The sequence below is a fragment of the Olleya sp. YS genome, assembly GCF_029760915.1.
Lineage (GTDB): Bacteria > Bacteroidota > Bacteroidia > Flavobacteriales > Flavobacteriaceae > Olleya.
The window spans coordinates 2,586,936-2,604,545 of the sequence record NZ_CP121685.1; the positions used below are offsets into that span (position 1 = coordinate 2,586,936).

The following is a 17,610-nucleotide window of genomic DNA, read 5'->3' on the forward strand; positions in this document are numbered from 1 at the left end:
GTTGAAAACCAAAACTTATATGATTTTAAAAATTTCATATAAAATTAAATCTTCAACCTAGAATTTGCCATTACATTTTGCTCTACAAAATCACCTTCTAAAAATTTTAAATATCCAACAATTGCAATCATAGCTGCATTGTCTGTAGTAAATTCAAATTTAGGAACATAGGTGGTCCAACCATGCTTAGCTTCTCCATCTTTTAAAGCTTGTCTAATTCCAGAATTTGCAGATACACCACCACCAATTGCAATATGTGTAATGCCTGTTTGTTTAGAGGCTTGTTTAAGCTTGTCGGTTAAAATCCCAATAATTGTATATTGAATTGAGGCACAAATATCGTTTAGATGTTCTTCTATAAAATTTGGATTTTCTTTGACTTGGTTTTGAATAAAATATAACACTGCAGTTTTAAACCCAGAAAAACTAAAATTTAAACCATCCACTTTAGGTTTAGTAAATGTAAAGGCTTTAGGATTGCCCAACTTTGCAAGTTTATCAATTTGCGGACCAGCAGGATACCCTAAACCTAATAGTTTTCCGCTTTTATCATATGCTTCTCCGACTGCATCATCAATAGTTTCGCCAATTACGTCCATATTAAAATAATGATTGACTTTTACTATTTGCGTATGTCCACCAGAAATAGTCATAGCCAAAAACGGAAAAGGTGGTTTATCAAAACCATCTTCATCTATAAAATGTGCTAAAATATGGGCTTGCATGTGATTAACATCAATCAAAGGGATATTTAATCCAAATGCTAAAGATTTTGCAAAAGACGTACCAACCAATAAACTTCCCATAAGTCCTGGACCTTTGGTAAAAGCTACTGCACTTAGTTGAGACTTTGTAATGCCTGCTTTTTTTAAAGCTTGATCTACCACTGGAACAATATTTTGTTGATGTGCTCTAGAGGCTAATTCCGGTACCACACCACCATAAGCTTCATGTATTTTTTGATTAGCTATAATGTTACTAAGTATTTTTCCGTTATGTATTACAGAAGCTGCTGTATCGTCACAAGAGCTTTCAATTCCTAAGATGTAAATATTTTGTGTTGACATTAGTTAATTTTGGGCATAATAATTGTTAATTTTGATGTGTAAATTAACAACTAAATTACATTTGTTAACGTATTTACAAAAGTAAGGTATTCTTAATAATTTTTTAAGCCATTAAATAGTATCAAAAAGTTTTTTAAAATAATAGCCAAATTAATAGCAATACTATTGTTGCTATTTATCATTTTGGTATTGGTACTATCTATTCCTGCAGTACAAACTAGTCTTGGTAAGTATGCTACTAAAAGATTAAATGAAGAATTTAAGACTAATATAAACATTGAAAAGGTAGGACTACAATTTAATGGTGATGTCGAATTAAAAGGTGTTTTAATAAAAGATTTTAAAAAAGACACACTTATAAGTGCTTCAGAATTAAACACATCAATTATTAGTTTTAAAAATTTATATGATGGTAAACTTAACTTAGGAGATATTAATCTTGATGATTTGGTATTTAATGTAGTTAAATATCAAGGTGAGACAGATACCAATCTTGATGTATTTGTTGCTAGGTTTAATGATGATAATCCTAGAAAAGATAAAAGCGAATTTTTATTATCCTCAAGCGATGTAACTATTAATAACGGAACCTTTAGATTAATAGATGAAAATAAGCAAACTCCTCAAATACTTAGATTTGATAAGATAAACCTTAACGGAACCAATTTTGTAATTGATGGAAGCGATGTTACATCTAGAATAAATACGTTGCAATTTGTTGATAGTCGTGGATTGAAATTAGAAAACCTTACTTCAGACTTTTCGTATACATTAACACAAATGCGATTTGATAATTTAAGCCTGAAAACTCCAGAATCATTTATAAAAGGTAACTTGGTTTTTGATTATACTAGAGAGGATTTTAAAGCATTCGAAGATAAAGTAAAAGTCTCTGCCAATTTTAATGAGGGTAGTGTTTTATTGGATGAATTAAACGTTTTTTATAATGAATTTGGTGTTAATCAGCGTGCTAACTTTAGCACAAAAATATCAGGGACATTAAATGACTTAACAACTCGTGATTTAGATCTTCAAACAAACAGAAACACGACCATTAAAGGGACAATAAATTTTAAAAACTTATTTAATAGCGAGGAAAATAATTTTGCTATGGTTGGTGACTTTAGAAATTTATCTTCTAATTACAAAGACTTAAAAGCATTGTTGCCAAATGTTTTGGGAGAGTCTATTCCATCTATTTTTGACAAACTAGGTAGTTTTAGTGCATCTGGTACATCAAACATTACTCCTAACAAAATTAAAGCAGATTTAGAAATAAATACTAAGTTGGGCTATATCGATTCTAATCTTGAAATGTCCAATATAGATAATATAGATTTTGCATCTTACAAGGGTAATCTTATACTAGACGAGTTTAATTTAGGCTTAATGCTTGACGATCCCAAATTAGGTGTAGCGTCTTTAAATGTAGACGTGGATGGTGTTGGTTTTAAAAAGGAAAATCTATCAACACAGTTAAAAGGTGATATTTACAACATAAAGTATAATAACTATAACTACCAAAACATAGTTGTTAATGGTCAATATAAACAAAGCAAGTTTAACGGAAAATTAGTATCAAACGATAAAAATCTTAAACTTGAGTTTAATGGTTTAGCAGATTTATCAAAGGACATTAGCACTTTTGACTTTGTAGCTAATGTTAATTATGCTAATCTTAAAGCACTTAATTTTTATAAAAGGGATGAGCAGTCAGAATTTACAGGTATAGTAGACATGAAAATGAAAGCTACTAACATTGACGACGCTGTTGGTAGTATTAATTTTAAAAATACAGTTTATAAAAACGAGAACGACACCTATATATTTAAAGACTTTGCAATCAGTTCAGAATTTTCAAAGAATGAGCGTTTTATCAAAATAAATTCTCCAGACATCATAGAGGGACAATTAAATGGTAACTTTAAGTTTAATGATTTAGATGTTCTTTTTGAAAACTCATTAAAAAGTATTTATGCTAATTACGTTCCTAATCAAATTATAGGTAATCAGTACATTGACTTTAATTTTAAAATTTACAATAAGATAGTCGAAGTCTTTTTACCAGAAGTTGAAGTTGGAGCCAATACCTTTATAAAAGGACGAGTAGAGAGCAATGAGAAAGCGTTTAAACTAACTTTTAAATCACCAAAAATTAAGCTATTAGATTATTTTGCTGAAACTATAGAAGTACAAGTAGACAATAACAATCCGTTATTTAATACTTACGTAGAAGTGGATAGCGTTTTTACCAAGCATTATAGTGTCTCTAAGTTTAATTTAATAAATGTAACACTTAATGATACATTATTTATGCGTTCTGAGTTTAAAGGAGGAAAGCGTAATGACGATAATTATAATTTAAGTTTTTACCATACCATCAATAAAGATAATTTATCTGTAGTTGGGTTTAAAAAGAGTGATGTTACTTTTAAAAACAATAAATGGTTTGTTAATGAGGATAAAAATAAATTCAACAAAATAATATTTGACAGAGATTTTAAAAACTTTAAAATTGAAGAGTTAGTAATGAATCATGAGAATGAAGAAATTAAACTTGCAGGAACAATAAGAGATTCTACTTACAAAGATTTAAAACTCAACTTTAAAGATGTAGATCTAAATAAAATAATTCCAGATGTCGAAAAATTAACAATTGCAGGAAATATTAATGGAAAATTAGATATTCTGCAGCAAAACGGAAACTACCTCCCAAATTCATCTATTACTATAGATAACTTAGAAGTTAACGAGACGTTTCTTGGGTCATTTGATGCAAAAATTACAGGTAATGCAACATTATCTAATTATATAGTTGATGCTAAAATTAAGGATGACAACACTAATTCTTTCACCGCAAAAGGTAATATTAATACAAATAATGGTGATGCAATTATTGATGTTAACTTAGCATTTAATAAATTTAGCTTGCAGATTTTAAATCCGTTTTTAGAGGGAGTTTTAAGTGACATTAGAGGTGATGTATACGGAACTGCTAAAGTGTTAGGTAATCTTAATAAGCCTAGTTTTAATGGACAATTAAATATAGATAATGGTGGCTTGGGTGTGCCTTATCTAAGCGTAGATTATGCTTTCCAAGACAATGCATCTGTATCACTTAAAAACCAATCATTTATTTTTAATACAATAAATATAACAGATACTAAAGAAAACTCTAAAGGTTTATTAGATGGTAGTATTAGCCATACTAATTTTTCTAAATGGAAATTAGATCTTAATTTAGAAACTCCACGATTATTAGTACTAGATACTCAAGAAACAGAAGAGTCTTTATATTACGGAACAGGATTTATTGGTGGATCAGCATCAATTTATGGACCGTCAGAAAATTTAAGCATCAATGTAATAGGAGAAACTAAAACAGGAACTGTCTTTAAAATTCCTTTAAATGATAATGAATCGTTTGGAGATAATTCAATCATTCACTTTTTAAGCCCAGAAGAAAAACAAGCTAAACAAGAAGGTGTAGAAATTGAGACTGAAGTTAATTCGGGATTAGATTTAAATTTTGAATTAGATGTAACCGAAGATGCAGAAATTGAAATATTAATAGACAAAACTTCAGGAAGTACAATTAAAGGTCGAGGAGTAGGTGGTTTATTAATAGAAATAAATACTAATAATAAATTTGATATGTATGGTGATTTCGTGGTGTACGAAGGTGTTTATAACTTTTTATATGGCGGAGTTATTCAAAAACAATTTATAGTTGAACCCTACGTAAGTAATCTTGCGTGGAATGGACCACCTTTAGATGCCATTATAGATATAAAAGCAAAGTACGTTACGCGTGCTAACCCTTCACCATTATTAGACAATTCTATAAATAGAAGTATTCCTGTAGAATTAACACTAGAATTATCAGACCGATTAGAAAGACCTGAAATTAATTACGAGTTTAACTTCCCAAATACTAGCTCAACCATTAGATCAGAAATAGATTATCGTTTAGATTCTAAAGAGGAAAAAGAAAGTCAAGCTCTATTTTTAATTGCAACTGGAGCGTTTAGTAGTGGACTTAACAATATTAACTTTACTGGTACTTTAACAGAGCGTTTAAATGGTTTAGTAAACAATCTATTATCCAGTGGTGATGGTAAATTTAACATAGGTGTCAATTTTGAAGCAGGTCAAAATCGTCCAGATTTTCAAACAGACAATCGTGTTGGTTTAACACTGCAAACAAAAATCTCAGATCGTGTATTAATTAATGGTAAACTAGGTGTGCCAGTTGGTGGACTAGGTGACTCTGTAATTGCAGGAGATGTTCAGGTTGACTTTTTATTAAATGAAGAAGGAACACTAACAGCAAAAGTATTTAATAGAGAAAATAGTATTAGAAACTTTGGAGAAGAGATAGGCTATACACAAGGTGTAGGTTTATCTTATAGCGTATCATTTGATACTTTTGGCGAATTATTACGAAAAATCTTTAGTCCAAAAAAGGAACAAGAAAATCAAGAGCTTCAAGAAGACAACAATCCAGATACGAGTACAGAAAACAACTCGCCATTTCCAGAGGATATGACTTTTAAAAAAGAGTAAAAACCTACAAGCTTATTTTACACTTTCACCCTTTTAACACCCTGTTTTTTATTAAGTTATTAACGAAAACGTTATAGTTTTTTACTTGTCGTTAAATTTTAGCAAAAGCCATGTTAAATCTAATTTTTCTTTAGTAGTTTTACTTTATTAAGTAAAAATACATGTCAAAAAACATAAAAAAAATTGCAGTTATGACTTCTGGAGGAGATGCTCCAGGAATGAATGCTGCTATTCGTTCTGTTGCCAGAACTTGTGCATACTACAATATAGAATGTGCTGGGATATATCGTGGATACGAAGGTATGATTGAAGGTGATTTTAAAGAGTTAACAGCACGTAACGTAAAAGGCATTATTAATAAAGGAGGAACAGTTTTAAAATCTGCTAGATCCAAAGAATTTCGTACTAAAGAAGGTCGCCAAAAAGCTTACGATGCACTTAAAGCAGCAGATATTGATGCTTTAGTTACTGTTGGTGGAGATGGAACGTTTACAGGTGCTCTAATTTTTAATCAAGAATTTAACTTTCCAGTAATGGGTATTCCTGGAACTATTGATAATGATATTTTTGGTACCTCACACACCTTAGGTTATGATACTGCATTAAATACAGTAGTTGAAGCTATAGATAAAATTAGAGATACAGCTAGTTCTCATAATCGTTTATTTTTTGTTGAAGTTATGGGACGTGATGTTGGTCATATCGCATTAAACGTTGGTGTTGGAGCAGGAGCTGAAGAAATTTTAATACCTGAAGAAGATTTAGGTTTAGATAGATTATTAGAGTCTTTAAGGCGTAGTAAATTATCTGGTAAATCCTCAAGTATTGTAGTAGTAGCTGAAGGTGATAAAATAGGTAAAAATGTCTTTGAACTAAAAGATTATGTTGAAGAAAACATGACCGAGTACGAAGTGCGAGTGTCTGTACTTGGTCACATGCAACGTGGTGGCTCACCATCTTGTTTTGATCGTGTACTAGCCAGTAGAATGGGTGTTAAAGCTGTAGAAAGTTTACTAGAAGGTAAATCTAACTATATGGTTGGTTTACTAAATGATAAAATAGAATTAACTCCATTAGAACAAGCAGTTAAAGGAAAATCAAAAATAAACGAAGAATTAATCCGTGTGTCAGATATCATGACCACATAATATAAATCGAATAAACTAAAACAAAAATATGTCAACATTAAAATTAGGAATTAACGGATTTGGTAGAATTGGTCGTATCGTATTTAGAGCGACTGTAAAACGTGACGATGTAGATGTTGTTGCAATTAATGATCTATTAGATGTCGATCATTTAGCTTACTTATTAGAATATGATTCCGTGCATGGAAGATTTGACGGAACCATAGAGGTAAAAGACGGTCATTTAGTAGTAGACGGAAAAACCATTAGGGTAACTGCAGAACGAGATCCTAAAAGTTTGAAATGGGATCAAGCAGGAGTTGACGTTGTAGCAGAGTGTACAGGTATTTTTACAACACTTGAAACAGCTAATTATCATATTGAAGGTGGTGCTAAAAAAGTAGTTATTTCTGCACCAAGTAAAGATGCACCTATGTTTGTAATGGGTGTTAATGACGATAAACTTAAAGCATCAGATACTATAGTGTCTAATGCCTCTTGTACAACTAACTGTTTAGCACCTTTGGCTAAAGTTATTGAAGATAATTTTGGAATTGAAGAAGCTTTAATGACAACTATTCATGCAGCAACATCTACACAGTTTACAGTAGATGCTCCTTCACGTAAAAATTATCGTTTAGGACGTAGTGCGTTAAACAATATTATTCCAACTTCTACAGGTGCTGCAAAAGCAGTAGGTAAAGTTATACCAGAATTAGACGGAAAATTAACAGGAATGGCATTTAGAGTACCAACTGTAGATGTATCTGTTGTAGATTTGACAGTTAAAACAAAAAAAGAAACCTCTTTAGAAGACATTAAAGCTGCAATGAAAAAGGCTGCTGATGGTAGCATGAAAGGTGTTTTAGGTTATACAGAGGATGCAGTAGTGTCTCAAGATTTTGTTAGTGAAGTTAGAACTAGCGTGTTTGATGCAGACTCTGCTATAGAATTAAACTCAACATTTTTTAAGTTAGTCTCTTGGTATGATAACGAATTTGGTTACTCTAATAAATTAGTAGATTTAGCTCAAAAAGTGAATGCTTTATAAGCTATATTTTATATTATAACAGTAAGCACAGTAAAATGGATATTTTAATTCATTTTACTGTGCTTTTTTTTATCTTTCCATAAATTTTTATAAAATGATTTTAGTTGTTGATAGTGGTTCTACAAAATGCGATTGGATTGCAGTAGATAAAAATGGTAACCAATTACTTGAAAAAATCCGTACCAAAGGTTTAAATCCTGCAATAATATCTGAAAAGAAAATTAAAAAGGTTTTAAAAAAAAGTAAGCCTTTAAAAGAAAATAAAGATAAAGTAACCCATGTTTTTTTCTATGGAGCAGGTTGTGGTACAGAAAACCCACGATTAATGCTTAAAGTTATTTTACAAGAGTTTTTTCCAAATGCAGATATACTGGTAGCAGAAGACACTATGGCTGCAGTCTATGCAACTATTAATACTCCAGATGAAGCTGCTGTAGTCTGCATTATGGGTACTGGATCAAATTGCAGTTATTATGATGGTAAACAATTGCACCAACGTGTTAAGTCTTTAGGATATACTATTATGGATGACGCTTCAGGTAATTATTATGGTAAAGAATTATTGCGTGATTATTATTTTAACCATATGCCAGAAGAAATTAAAATAGCTTTTGCCGATAAGTATAACCTCGAAGCAGACTATATAAAATATAACCTCTATAAGCAACCCAATCCTAATGCCTATTTAGCTCAGTTTGCTGAGTTCATGATTTTAAATAAAGATTCAGAATATATAGTTGAATTAATAAAATCTGGAATTAGACGCTTTGCAAAAAATATGATATTGCAATTTAAAGAAGAATTAAAAACCGTTCCAGTACATTTTGCAGGATCAATAGCTTTTTTCTGTCAAGATGAAATCAAAGTAGTAGCCAAAGAATTAGGATTTAAAGTTGGCAATTTTGAAAGACGACCAATTGAAGGATTAGTTGCGTTTCATACTAAAACTATAGACTAATTAATGGAAATAGCAATAATTGCACATGATGGTAAAAAAGCTGAAATGGTTCAGTTTTTAAATGAGCACAAGTCTACTTTACTTCAAAAAAACATTTCATTAATATCAACAGGTACAACAGGTAAAAAAGTAAAAAAAGCAGGATTTGAAGTCTTGAGAATGTTATCTGGACCTTTAGGTGGAGACGCACAAATTGCTGCACGCGTTGCAGAAGGAAAATGTAATATGGTTATCTTTTTTAGAGACCCTCTAGAAAAACATCCTCACGAACCAGACGTTTTGATGCTTATGCGTTTATGTGATGTACATGATGTGCCATTAGCAACAAATTTAGCAACTGCTGAACTATTAATAAAAGCTATTTAACAGCTATCATACTTATTTCAACATTGACAAATTTTGGCAAGTTAGCGACCTCTACAGTTTCTCTTGCTGGAGCAGTATCGTCATTAAAATATTGACTATACACTTCATTTATTAGACCAAAATTATTCATATCGCTAATAAATATAGATGTTTTAATTACATGCTCAAAAGTCATGCTTGCAGCTTCTAAAACTGCTTTCATATTTTCCATGACTTGCTTGGTTTCTATTTTAATATCATCTAAAACGAGTTCTCCTGTTTCAGGATGTAACGCAATTTGACCAGACGTATAAAGTGTATTACCACTTAATACTGCTTGATTATAAGGTCCAATTGGAGCTGGAGCTTTTGTAGTACTAATAATTTTTTTCATTATATAAAGGTAATTATTATAATCGTTCGTCAGGTCTTCGACGTTGTTCGTATTTTAAATCTTTTAATATGTTAGATTTTATTCCTATGAAAAAATTCCATCGATTATACGTACCAAAAGGAACCCAACTAAAATTCATCCTCCAGCTTAATAAATCACGCTGAAAACGTAATTGTGTTAATCCAAATCCTTTGTTTTTAAAATCATAACTCGAAGATCCACCTATAGACCATTTTGGAGAAATTTCTATATCTCCAGAAAACATTAGTGAGTGTGAGGATATTTCATTTTGACGTCTACTATTAGAATAATTTAATGCGTAAGCTATCCTAAAATTCCATGGTATTTTATAATTATACAGTTCTCCAGGTTCTTCTTCCTCTTCATCTTTATCCTTGTCCAAGAAACTAGAATCAGCAAAATCTTCTGACACACCAAATAAATCGTCATCACGACCTCCACTTAACAATCTCTCTTTTTTAGCATTTTCGTTTTCATCTTTTGCTCCAAGACCTTTACTATCAAAGCTATAACCTAATGTAAAATTAGCACTTGTCATCCTAAATAAACTACCACCATTATTGATGTTAAGCGTGTTTATTTTATTGTTATTTGTGTCTAAAGCATATGGATCTAAGGTTGCTCCAAAATTAATATTCATTTTATTATTAAATAGTTGTGTTCCACCTGTGACTCTTAAAGGACTCCAGTTTAACGAGTCTCCTGCAACATTGTAAGAGGTTGAAAAATTTAAATTATTTAATAATATTATTTTTTTTGGTTCTACTTTAGTCGAGTCCTTATCTCTAACTTTAGCTTCAAAATTATTAGAAACGCCAATACCTATAGAGCTAGAAAATGTATTGTTTGGTGTTCCAAATAGGTTGTTTTCAAAACGAGTATATTCAGATAGTGTTGTTCCATCTGCATCTATGACTTCTACTGTGTCATAATAATTATCAAAAGCAGGATTGATGTTATAACTTATGGTTGGTCTAATGACATGTCTAATAGCCTGAATTTTTTTATTTTCTTTGTTTTTATCCAAATTAAACATACCATAAATAGTAGTACCAATGCTGGTTGAAAAATTATAAGTCCTAAACGCATCAAATCCAGTCACGTTTTCAGAAACAATGGTTTCTGTTTCAGGATCAAAAAATTTATTTACTGTATTAAGTGTCCAAACTTCATTAAAATTAGCACTTGCACTCATACTAAAATGCTTAAACACTTTAAAATTAGTAGTTAAAGGGATAGTATGCTGTGCTCCAATTTTTGCGTCGTCAAACATTTCACTTTTAAAAAAAAACTCTTCTGTAGTAGCTATTCTGTTTTCTGCTCTAAGGTTATACTGAAAATTAATATTTTGAATAATTCCTTTTTTAGAACCACCTTCTGGAGCAAAAGGAAATATACGACTAACACTACCCTGAAGTGTTGGTAAAGTCATATTTACAGTACCTGTTTGTGTATTTTGAGAATGAGAGGCAGTTAGGTTAACATTAACTTGTGGTTCCCCTTGAAACGATTTTGCATAAGAGATGGAAGACGCCAAGGTGTTATTTTGTGTGCTAGGTAAATTTATTTGATTAATAGACTGTTGGTAATAATTACTACTTCCTAAGTTAACTGATGCAGAAAAACGAGACGTTGGATTTGCTTTTCCATCTTGAGCATGCGACCACCTGATGTTATAAATAGTGGTTTTTGCATAATCAGGAAAACCACGCTCGCTAGTGATTAAATTTTCATATCTAAAGCCAACATTACCATTAAATTTATATCGTGTCGCGTATTTACTTTCTAGTCGTAATCCATAACTACCATTAGTGTAGTAATCTCCAAGTACTGCTAAATCAACATAGTCACTAATAGGAAAATAATAACCTCCATTTTGTAAAAAATAGCCTCTAGTACCATCCTCACCAAAACTAGGAAAAATAACACCTGAAGTACGTTTTTTTGTTAATGGAAAAAAAGCAAAAGGCAGTCCAATTGGTGTTGGTACATCATAGATAAATAGATTAGTTAATCCTGTTATAACTTTGCTTCCTGGAACTAGTTTACCAGTTCTAATTAAGAAGTAATATTCAGGATCGTCTAAATCTTCAGCAGTAGTAGCTTTGGCATTTTTGAGATAGTATACAGAATCATTTACCTTTTTTGTTACCTCAGATTTAATATTCATTCCGCTTTGTTCTGTCACAGAATTATAAATTAAACCTTGTTTAGTTTGGGTATTAAATACAATAGAATCTGGTTCTACAACATTTTCACCTTGTTTAAAAACAGGACGTTGCGTGTACACTCCTGAAGTATCAACTATACCTTTAGCATACACCAAATCTTGGTTAAAATCTATAATGATGTGACCAGCAGTAATATCCATATCTTCATAAAGCACCTGTGCTTCATTATAGAGATACATTTTAGATTCTTTTTTCTTATAAGCCATATAATCTGCAGCTTTATAAGATACTGTGCTATTTAATAAAGGTTTAGGTTTTATAGAGTCTGTTTTGACGCTATCTATTTCTTTTTTAGTGTCAACCAATTCATTAATGCTTACTGTAGTAGAGTCTACCTCTTGGGTGACAGGTTCCTCTTTAACATCAACAGCTGGTAATTTTGTGCCCTCTTTGGGAATATCGCCTTGCGCAAAGCTAAAAGTGTTAATAAACACTGTAAAACTCAAGGTAAAAAGTATGTTAAGACTAGGTGTACGCAATGCTTTTAAATGTATTTTTGTAAAAGTATGGCTTGGTTTTTGAATTGACAAAACTACATATATTATTTTATGAATGTTTTAATATTCGTTAAAATTTATATATCATACTAAACGCAATTAAAATTGGTTATTATATCTATGCAAACGCACGTATTTAAACTTTTCGTATCCATTATAATAGTATTAACATTTAGCCTGACTAAAGTAGTAAATGCACAATCAAATGATGATAAATTTGTGGTTGTTTTAGATGCAGGACATGGTGGTAAGGATCCTGGTAATTTAGGAAGTGGATACAAAGAAAAACAGATAGCTTTAAATATTGTTTTAAAAGTGGGAAAGGCTTTAGAGAAAAATTCTGGCATCAAAGTCATTTATACACGTAAAACAGACGTGTTTGTTGAGTTAAGAGAAAGAGCAGCTATTGCTAATAGAGCTGATGCAGATTTATTTGTCTCTGTGCATTGTGATTCTCATAACTCTAGTGCACATGGAGCTGGTACTTTTGTTATGAGTTTAGCAAAATCGTCTCAAAATTTAAATACTGCTAAAAAAGAAAACGAGGTTATTTTTCTAGAGGATAATTACGAAGAAAACTATAATGGGTTTGATCCAAATAAACCAGAATCATTAATTGGTATATCAATTCTCCAAGAAGAGTATTTGGAGCAAAGTATTCAACTAGCCAATCTTATTCAGGATAATATGGTTAAACTGAAACGCAAGGACAGAAAAGTAAAACAGGATATTTTTTGGGTTTTGCACAATACTTATATGCCAAGTGTTTTAGTAGAAACTGGCTTTTTAACTTACAAGAAAGAAGGTGCTTATTTAAATTCTGCTAAGGGTCAAAAAGAAATGGCTAAATCTATTTCTGATGCGATTTTAACATTTAAAGACAAATTAGATGGAAATGTTGGTAAACAGATTATTAATGAAAACATCAAAGACACCATTCCAAACGAAGAAAAACCAATAAAAAATACCGTTTTTAAAATTCAGATTGCAGCTAGCTCAAAAGCACTGGAGCCTAAAGCTTATAATTTTAAAGGACTTAAAAATATATCTAGAATAAAAGCTGGTACTTTGTATAAGTACTATTTTGGATATACCTCAGATTATAATAAAGCACAAAAACTACAAATAGAAGCCAAAAATAAAGGTTATAAAGATGCATTTATTGTAGCTTATAAAGACGGAAAACTAATTAAACTATCAGAAGCTTTAAAAAGCGAAGTTAATTAGACTGATTCTTTTATAATTTATTTCTAATTTTGTTACGCAACCTAAATTTAGCATTTTGAAACTATCACTAGAAGTTAAAACAGCCATACTTGTCATACTTGGAATCATATTTTTCATTTTTGGATTTAGTTATTTAAAAGGAAATAACATTTTTGATTCCAACAATACATATTATACAGAGTTTGATTATAATGCATTATCTATTTCTGCTCCTGTTTCCATTAAAGGAAACACTGTAGGAAAAGTTAAGGAGATTAAATACGATTTTGAATCTGGAAAAACTAGAGTGGCTTTTTCTGTAGATAATAAATTAGAATTTTCAAAAAACAGTACCATTAGATTATTCCAAACAGGATTAATGGGTGGTAATGCTTTGGCTATCATTCCTGCAAACGATAACCAAATCGCTCAAGATGGCGATTTTATTCAATCTGAAATAAAACAAGGCTTGGTTAATAGTCTTACCAACGACTTTTCTCAATTAAGCACTAATTTAGATGGTACATTAAAAACTGTAGATACCTTAATGGGTAACTTAAATACATTAGTAGCCGATCAATCTGAAACGGGTTTAAAAAATACGTTAGCAGAGCTTAATTCCACCTTAAAATCGTATAAAGGTCTAGCATATTCAATCAATGATTTAGTGAAGAAAAATGATGATAACATTACCACTATGGTTGATAATTTTAACCAGACTAGTTCTAATTTAAATTCCATGACCGAAAAGTTAGATAAAGTTGATATTTACAAAACGGTAGCAAATTTGGAAGCCACATTAAATAATGTTAATAGTCTGCTTGCCAATGTTAAAAATGGCGAAGGCTCTTTAGGGAAGTTAATGACTGATGATCAGTTGTATTCCAATTTAGAAGGTGCAGCATTACAGATGGAGCAACTGTTAGAGGATATGAAGTTAAACCCAAAACGCTATGTACATTTTTCATTATTCGGAAAAAAAGCAAAGCGTTACGATGCTGACGGTAACGAAGTTAAAGAAGATTAAGACCAAAATACAACCACCAAATGGAATACTTACCAAATATACTGTTCGCCATTGCTCTTGCATTAGGGATTGGCTATTTTGCAAATAATGTTAGAAAACTAATTAGAAACATAAAACTGGGTAAATCAGTTGATGTGTCAGACAACAAACCACAACGTTGGAAAAACATGGCTTACATCGCTTTAGGTCAAAGCAAAATGGTTAAACGTCCTATAGCAGGAATTTTACATGTCATAGTCTATGTTGGTTTTGTAATAATAAATATCGAGGTTTTAGAAATAATTATAGATGGTCTTTTTGGGACTCACAGAATTGGTCATAAATTTTTACCAGAATCTGTCTACGGATTTTTAATAGGTAGTTTTGAGATTTTAGCAGTTTTGGTGTTGGTAGCTGTTATTATTTTTTGGTTAAGACGAAACGTAATTAAATTAAAACGTTTCATGAAAGATGAGATGAAGGGTTGGCCAAAATCTGATGGTAATATTATTTTATATTTTGAGGTTGTTTTGATGTGCTTGTTTTTAGTAATGAATGCAACAGACACTGTTTTTCAAGGCTATAATTCAGGTAATGTTATAAGTCAATTTATAGCGCCTTGGTTTGACGGATTTTCGGAAGCAACACTACACACTATAGAGCGTACTGCATGGTGGCTACATATATTAGGGATTTTAGTATTTTTAAATTATCTATACTTTTCTAAGCATTTACATATTTTATTAGCTTTCCCTAACACATATTATGGAAAACTAACTCCTCAAGGACAGTTTACTAATAATGATGCAGTAACAAAAGAGGTAAAACTTATGATGGATCCTAATGTCGATCCATTTGCAGCTCCTCCCGAAGGTGCAGAAGCTGCAATGCCAGAAAAGTTTGGTGCTAGTGATGTCCAAGATTTATCTTGGGTCAATTTACTAAACGCTTACACTTGTACGGAATGTGGACGTTGTACTAGCGAGTGTCCAGCAAACCAAACAGGTAAAAAATTATCACCTCGTAAAATTATGATGGATACTAGAGATCGTCTCGAAGAGGTTGGTAAAAACATAGATGCCAATAAAGGAACCTTTGTTGACGATGGAAAGCAATTATTAGGCGACTATATTACCAATGAAGAGCTTTGGGCTTGTACTAGTTGTAATGCTTGTGTAGAGGCTTGTCCAGTCAGTATCGATCCATTAAATATTATTATGGAAATGCGTCGTTACTTAGTTATGGAACAAAGTGCAGCGCCAACAGAATTAAATAATATGATGACCAATATAGAAAATAACGGTGCACCTTGGCCTTACAACCAAATGGACCGACTAAATTGGAAAAATGAATAGTTAAACAATTGAAATACTGTGTCTTAATATCGATAATGTCAATTTTTAGTTTTAATACACTAAAGGCGCAAGATTATAAAAAAGACTCATTACAATTTAAGATAATTACACAAATAAAATATAAGTCTAGTCAAGTAGAAAGCATCAGTCTTAAAAAAGTATTTTGTGATTATTGTACAGAAAAGCAAACGGAACAGTTAGGCTTACAAGCGCTAAAACTAGCAGCTTTAGAGCAAGAAAATCCTAAAAACATAAAAAACAACGGAATCAAATTATTATCCATTTATATTAGGCTTTCAAAAAAAGATTTTAAAGCTATAAATGATTAAACTCTAAATATATGAGCGAACAACTTACAGTGCCAACTATGGCAGAATTTATGGCTCAAGGCAAACAACCAGAAGTGTTATTTTGGGTTGGTTGCGCTGGAAGCTTTGATGATAGAGCAAAAAAAATAACTAAAGCATTTGTACGTATTCTTAACAAAGCAAATATTGATTTTGCAGTGTTAGGTGCAGAAGAAAGTTGTACTGGCGATCCTGCAAAACGATCTGGTAACGAGTTTTTATTCCAAATGCAAGCAGTAACTAATATAGAGGTTTTAAATGCTTACGAAGTTAAAAAAATAGTCACCGCTTGTCCACATTGTTTTAATACCTTAAAAAATGAATATCCAGGATTAGGTGGAAATTATGATGTAGTACATCACACACAGTTTTTAAAAGGCTTATTGGATGATGGTCGTATGACTATTGAAGGTGGACAATTTAAAGGTAAACGTATTACTTTTCATGATCCATGTTACCTAGGTCGTGCTAATAATGTCTACGAAGCGCCAAGAGATTTAATCAAGAAATTAGATGCTGAATTAGTGGAAATGAAATCCTGCAAATCTCGTGGTTTATGTTGTGGAGCAGGAGGAGCACAAATGTTTAAAGAACCTGAAAATGGTAATAAAGACATTAATATAGAACGTACTGAACAAGCTTTAGACACAAAACCTCAAATTATAGCTGCTGGTTGTCCATTTTGCAATACAATGATGACAGATGGTATTAAAGGAAAGGAAAAAGAAGGAGAGGTAGAAGTTATGGATATCGCAGAATTAATCGCTAATGCACAAGATTTATAAATTTAATTAAAATGAATAAAACCCTAATTACACTAATCGCTACTATAGGCTTTGTTACTACATTAAGCGCACAATCTAAAGAAGAAGTTGTTGACAAAATAGCTCAAGAAACTTGTCAGTGTATTGACGCTAAAGGCATAGATATGACTATGGAAAACAAAACCAAAATAGAAATGGAATTTGGTTTATGTTTAATAGAATCTTACAATAAAAATAAAAAAGAAGCAGATAAGTATTTTGAAGTTTCTTTGCTTGATGAAAGTTCTGTAGAAGGAATTGCAGAATTAGTTGGTATGCAAATGGTAAGCTATTGTCCTAACGTGTTTTCAGTTTTTATTGAAGAAGAACTTGAAAATGACAACACGTATTCTGTTGAAGAAGTGTCTGGTAAGTTTGTTAGCATGACAACCAACGAGTTTAATACTATAGTCATCAAAGATTCTGACAGTAATAGAGAAATAAAACTGATTTGGTTAACCTATTTTGATGGTTCAGATTTGTTAGACAATCCTAAGAAATTAAAAGGTAAAAAAGTTAAAGTAGAATATGAAGAGCTAGAGCTTTATGATCCTAAAATAGAAGAATACAGAAATTTTAAAGTAATTTCACGCTTACAAGAAATGTAATTTTCATTTGTAACTGTATACCATTAAA

Annotated in this window: 14 protein-coding genes; 11 read left to right on the plus strand and 3 right to left on the minus strand. The window is 31.3% G+C overall.

Annotation, left to right across the window (positions count from 1 at the left end):
• Positions 1 to 44: 44 nt before the first annotated feature.
• Positions 45 to 1,067 carry a tRNA (adenosine(37)-N6)-threonylcarbamoyltransferase complex transferase subunit TsaD gene (gene tsaD / locus Ollyesu_RS11815; protein WP_279301425.1) on the minus strand — a complete coding sequence of 341 codons (1,023 nt, stop codon included), beginning with the start codon at positions 1,065 to 1,067 and terminating at the stop codon, positions 45 to 47.
• A 168-nt stretch (positions 1,068 to 1,235) separates the two neighbouring features.
• Between tsaD and Ollyesu_RS11820 the strand changes: the two genes are divergently transcribed.
• From Ollyesu_RS11820 to Ollyesu_RS11840, 5 genes are all read left to right on the plus strand, one after another.
• Positions 1,236 to 5,633 carry a translocation/assembly module TamB domain-containing protein gene (locus tag Ollyesu_RS11820; protein ID WP_279301426.1) on the plus strand — a complete coding sequence of 1,466 codons (4,398 nt, stop codon included), beginning with the start codon at positions 1,236 to 1,238 and terminating at the stop codon, positions 5,631 to 5,633.
• 161 nt (positions 5,634 to 5,794) lie between these two features.
• Positions 5,795 to 6,781: a 6-phosphofructokinase gene (pfkA, locus tag Ollyesu_RS11825; RefSeq protein WP_279301427.1), complete on the plus strand. Its 987-nt coding sequence runs from the start codon at positions 5,795 to 5,797 to the stop codon at positions 6,779 to 6,781.
• Positions 6,782 to 6,809: 28 nt separating this feature from the next.
• Complete coding sequence (gene gap, locus Ollyesu_RS11830) at positions 6,810 to 7,811, plus strand: type I glyceraldehyde-3-phosphate dehydrogenase (protein ID WP_279301428.1); 1,002 nt, start codon at positions 6,810 to 6,812, stop codon at positions 7,809 to 7,811.
• A gap of 94 nt (positions 7,812 to 7,905) precedes the next feature.
• Complete coding sequence (locus Ollyesu_RS11835; protein ID WP_279301429.1) at positions 7,906 to 8,769, plus strand: BadF/BadG/BcrA/BcrD ATPase family protein; 864 nt, start codon at positions 7,906 to 7,908, stop codon at positions 8,767 to 8,769.
• A 3-nt stretch (positions 8,770 to 8,772) separates the two neighbouring features.
• Positions 8,773 to 9,135, plus strand: a complete 363-nt coding sequence (locus Ollyesu_RS11840; RefSeq protein ID WP_279301430.1) for a methylglyoxal synthase — start codon at positions 8,773 to 8,775, stop codon at positions 9,133 to 9,135.
• Here Ollyesu_RS11840 and Ollyesu_RS11845 read toward each other — a convergent pair.
• Together Ollyesu_RS11845 and Ollyesu_RS11850 are read right to left on the minus strand one after the other, a co-directional pair.
• Positions 9,128 to 9,508 carry a RidA family protein gene (locus tag Ollyesu_RS11845; RefSeq protein ID WP_279301431.1) on the minus strand — a complete coding sequence of 127 codons (381 nt, stop codon included), beginning with the start codon at positions 9,506 to 9,508 and terminating at the stop codon, positions 9,128 to 9,130. The two genes, Ollyesu_RS11840 and Ollyesu_RS11845, sit on opposite strands and share 8 nt — an antisense overlap.
• A gap of 16 nt (positions 9,509 to 9,524) precedes the next feature.
• Complete coding sequence (locus tag Ollyesu_RS11850) at positions 9,525 to 12,290, minus strand: putative LPS assembly protein LptD (RefSeq protein ID WP_279301432.1); 2,766 nt, start codon at positions 12,288 to 12,290, stop codon at positions 9,525 to 9,527.
• An 87-nt stretch (positions 12,291 to 12,377) separates the two neighbouring features.
• Here Ollyesu_RS11850 and Ollyesu_RS11855 point away from each other — a divergent pair, with 87 nt between their 5' ends.
• The 6 genes from Ollyesu_RS11855 to Ollyesu_RS11880 are packed head-to-tail and all read left to right on the plus strand — an operon-like array spanning position 12,378 to position 17,582.
• Entirely contained in the window at positions 12,378 to 13,484 is a 1,107-nt protein-coding gene (locus Ollyesu_RS11855; protein WP_279301433.1) for an N-acetylmuramoyl-L-alanine amidase, read from the plus strand.
• A gap of 55 nt (positions 13,485 to 13,539) precedes the next feature.
• Positions 13,540 to 14,490, plus strand: a complete 951-nt coding sequence (locus Ollyesu_RS11860; RefSeq protein ID WP_279301434.1) for an MlaD family protein — start codon at positions 13,540 to 13,542, stop codon at positions 14,488 to 14,490.
• Between the two features lie 20 nt (positions 14,491 to 14,510).
• Positions 14,511 to 15,824 (plus strand): (Fe-S)-binding protein, encoded by a 1,314-nt coding sequence (locus Ollyesu_RS11865; RefSeq protein ID WP_279301435.1) that lies wholly within the window; start codon positions 14,511 to 14,513, stop codon positions 15,822 to 15,824.
• A gap of 35 nt (positions 15,825 to 15,859) precedes the next feature.
• Positions 15,860 to 16,153, plus strand: a complete 294-nt coding sequence (locus Ollyesu_RS11870) for a hypothetical protein (RefSeq protein WP_279301436.1) — start codon at positions 15,860 to 15,862, stop codon at positions 16,151 to 16,153.
• A gap of 11 nt (positions 16,154 to 16,164) precedes the next feature.
• Positions 16,165 to 16,956: a (Fe-S)-binding protein gene (locus Ollyesu_RS11875; protein WP_279301437.1), complete on the plus strand. Its 792-nt coding sequence runs from the start codon at positions 16,165 to 16,167 to the stop codon at positions 16,954 to 16,956.
• Between the two features lie 11 nt (positions 16,957 to 16,967).
• Positions 16,968 to 17,582, plus strand: a complete 615-nt coding sequence (locus Ollyesu_RS11880; RefSeq protein WP_279301438.1) for a hypothetical protein — start codon at positions 16,968 to 16,970, stop codon at positions 17,580 to 17,582.
• The last annotated feature ends 28 nt before the right edge of the window (positions 17,583 to 17,610 follow it).

Bases quoted from the DNA above. Each gene is read 5' to 3' on its own strand.
- tsaD (WP_279301425.1), bottom strand. From the start codon at position 1,067: ATGTCAACACAAAATATTTACATCTTAGGAATTGAAAGCTCTTGTGAC.
- pfkA (WP_279301427.1), top strand. From the start codon at position 5,795: ATGTCAAAAAACATAAAAAAAATTGCAGTTATGACTTCTGGAGGAGAT.
- gap (WP_279301428.1), top strand. From the start codon at position 6,810: ATGTCAACATTAAAATTAGGAATTAACGGATTTGGTAGAATTGGTCGT.
- Ollyesu_RS11835 (WP_279301429.1), top strand. From the start codon at position 7,906: ATGATTTTAGTTGTTGATAGTGGTTCTACAAAATGCGATTGGATTGCA.
- Ollyesu_RS11840 (WP_279301430.1), top strand. From the start codon at position 8,773: ATGGAAATAGCAATAATTGCACATGATGGTAAAAAAGCTGAAATGGTT.
- Ollyesu_RS11845 (WP_279301431.1), bottom strand. From the start codon at position 9,508: ATGAAAAAAATTATTAGTACTACAAAAGCTCCAGCTCCAATTGGACCT.
- Ollyesu_RS11855 (WP_279301433.1), top strand. From the start codon at position 12,378: ATGCAAACGCACGTATTTAAACTTTTCGTATCCATTATAATAGTATTA.
- Ollyesu_RS11865 (WP_279301435.1), top strand. From the start codon at position 14,511: ATGGAATACTTACCAAATATACTGTTCGCCATTGCTCTTGCATTAGGG.
- Ollyesu_RS11870 (WP_279301436.1), top strand. From the start codon at position 15,860: ATGTCAATTTTTAGTTTTAATACACTAAAGGCGCAAGATTATAAAAAA.
- Ollyesu_RS11875 (WP_279301437.1), top strand. From the start codon at position 16,165: ATGAGCGAACAACTTACAGTGCCAACTATGGCAGAATTTATGGCTCAA.
- Ollyesu_RS11880 (WP_279301438.1), top strand. From the start codon at position 16,968: ATGAATAAAACCCTAATTACACTAATCGCTACTATAGGCTTTGTTACT.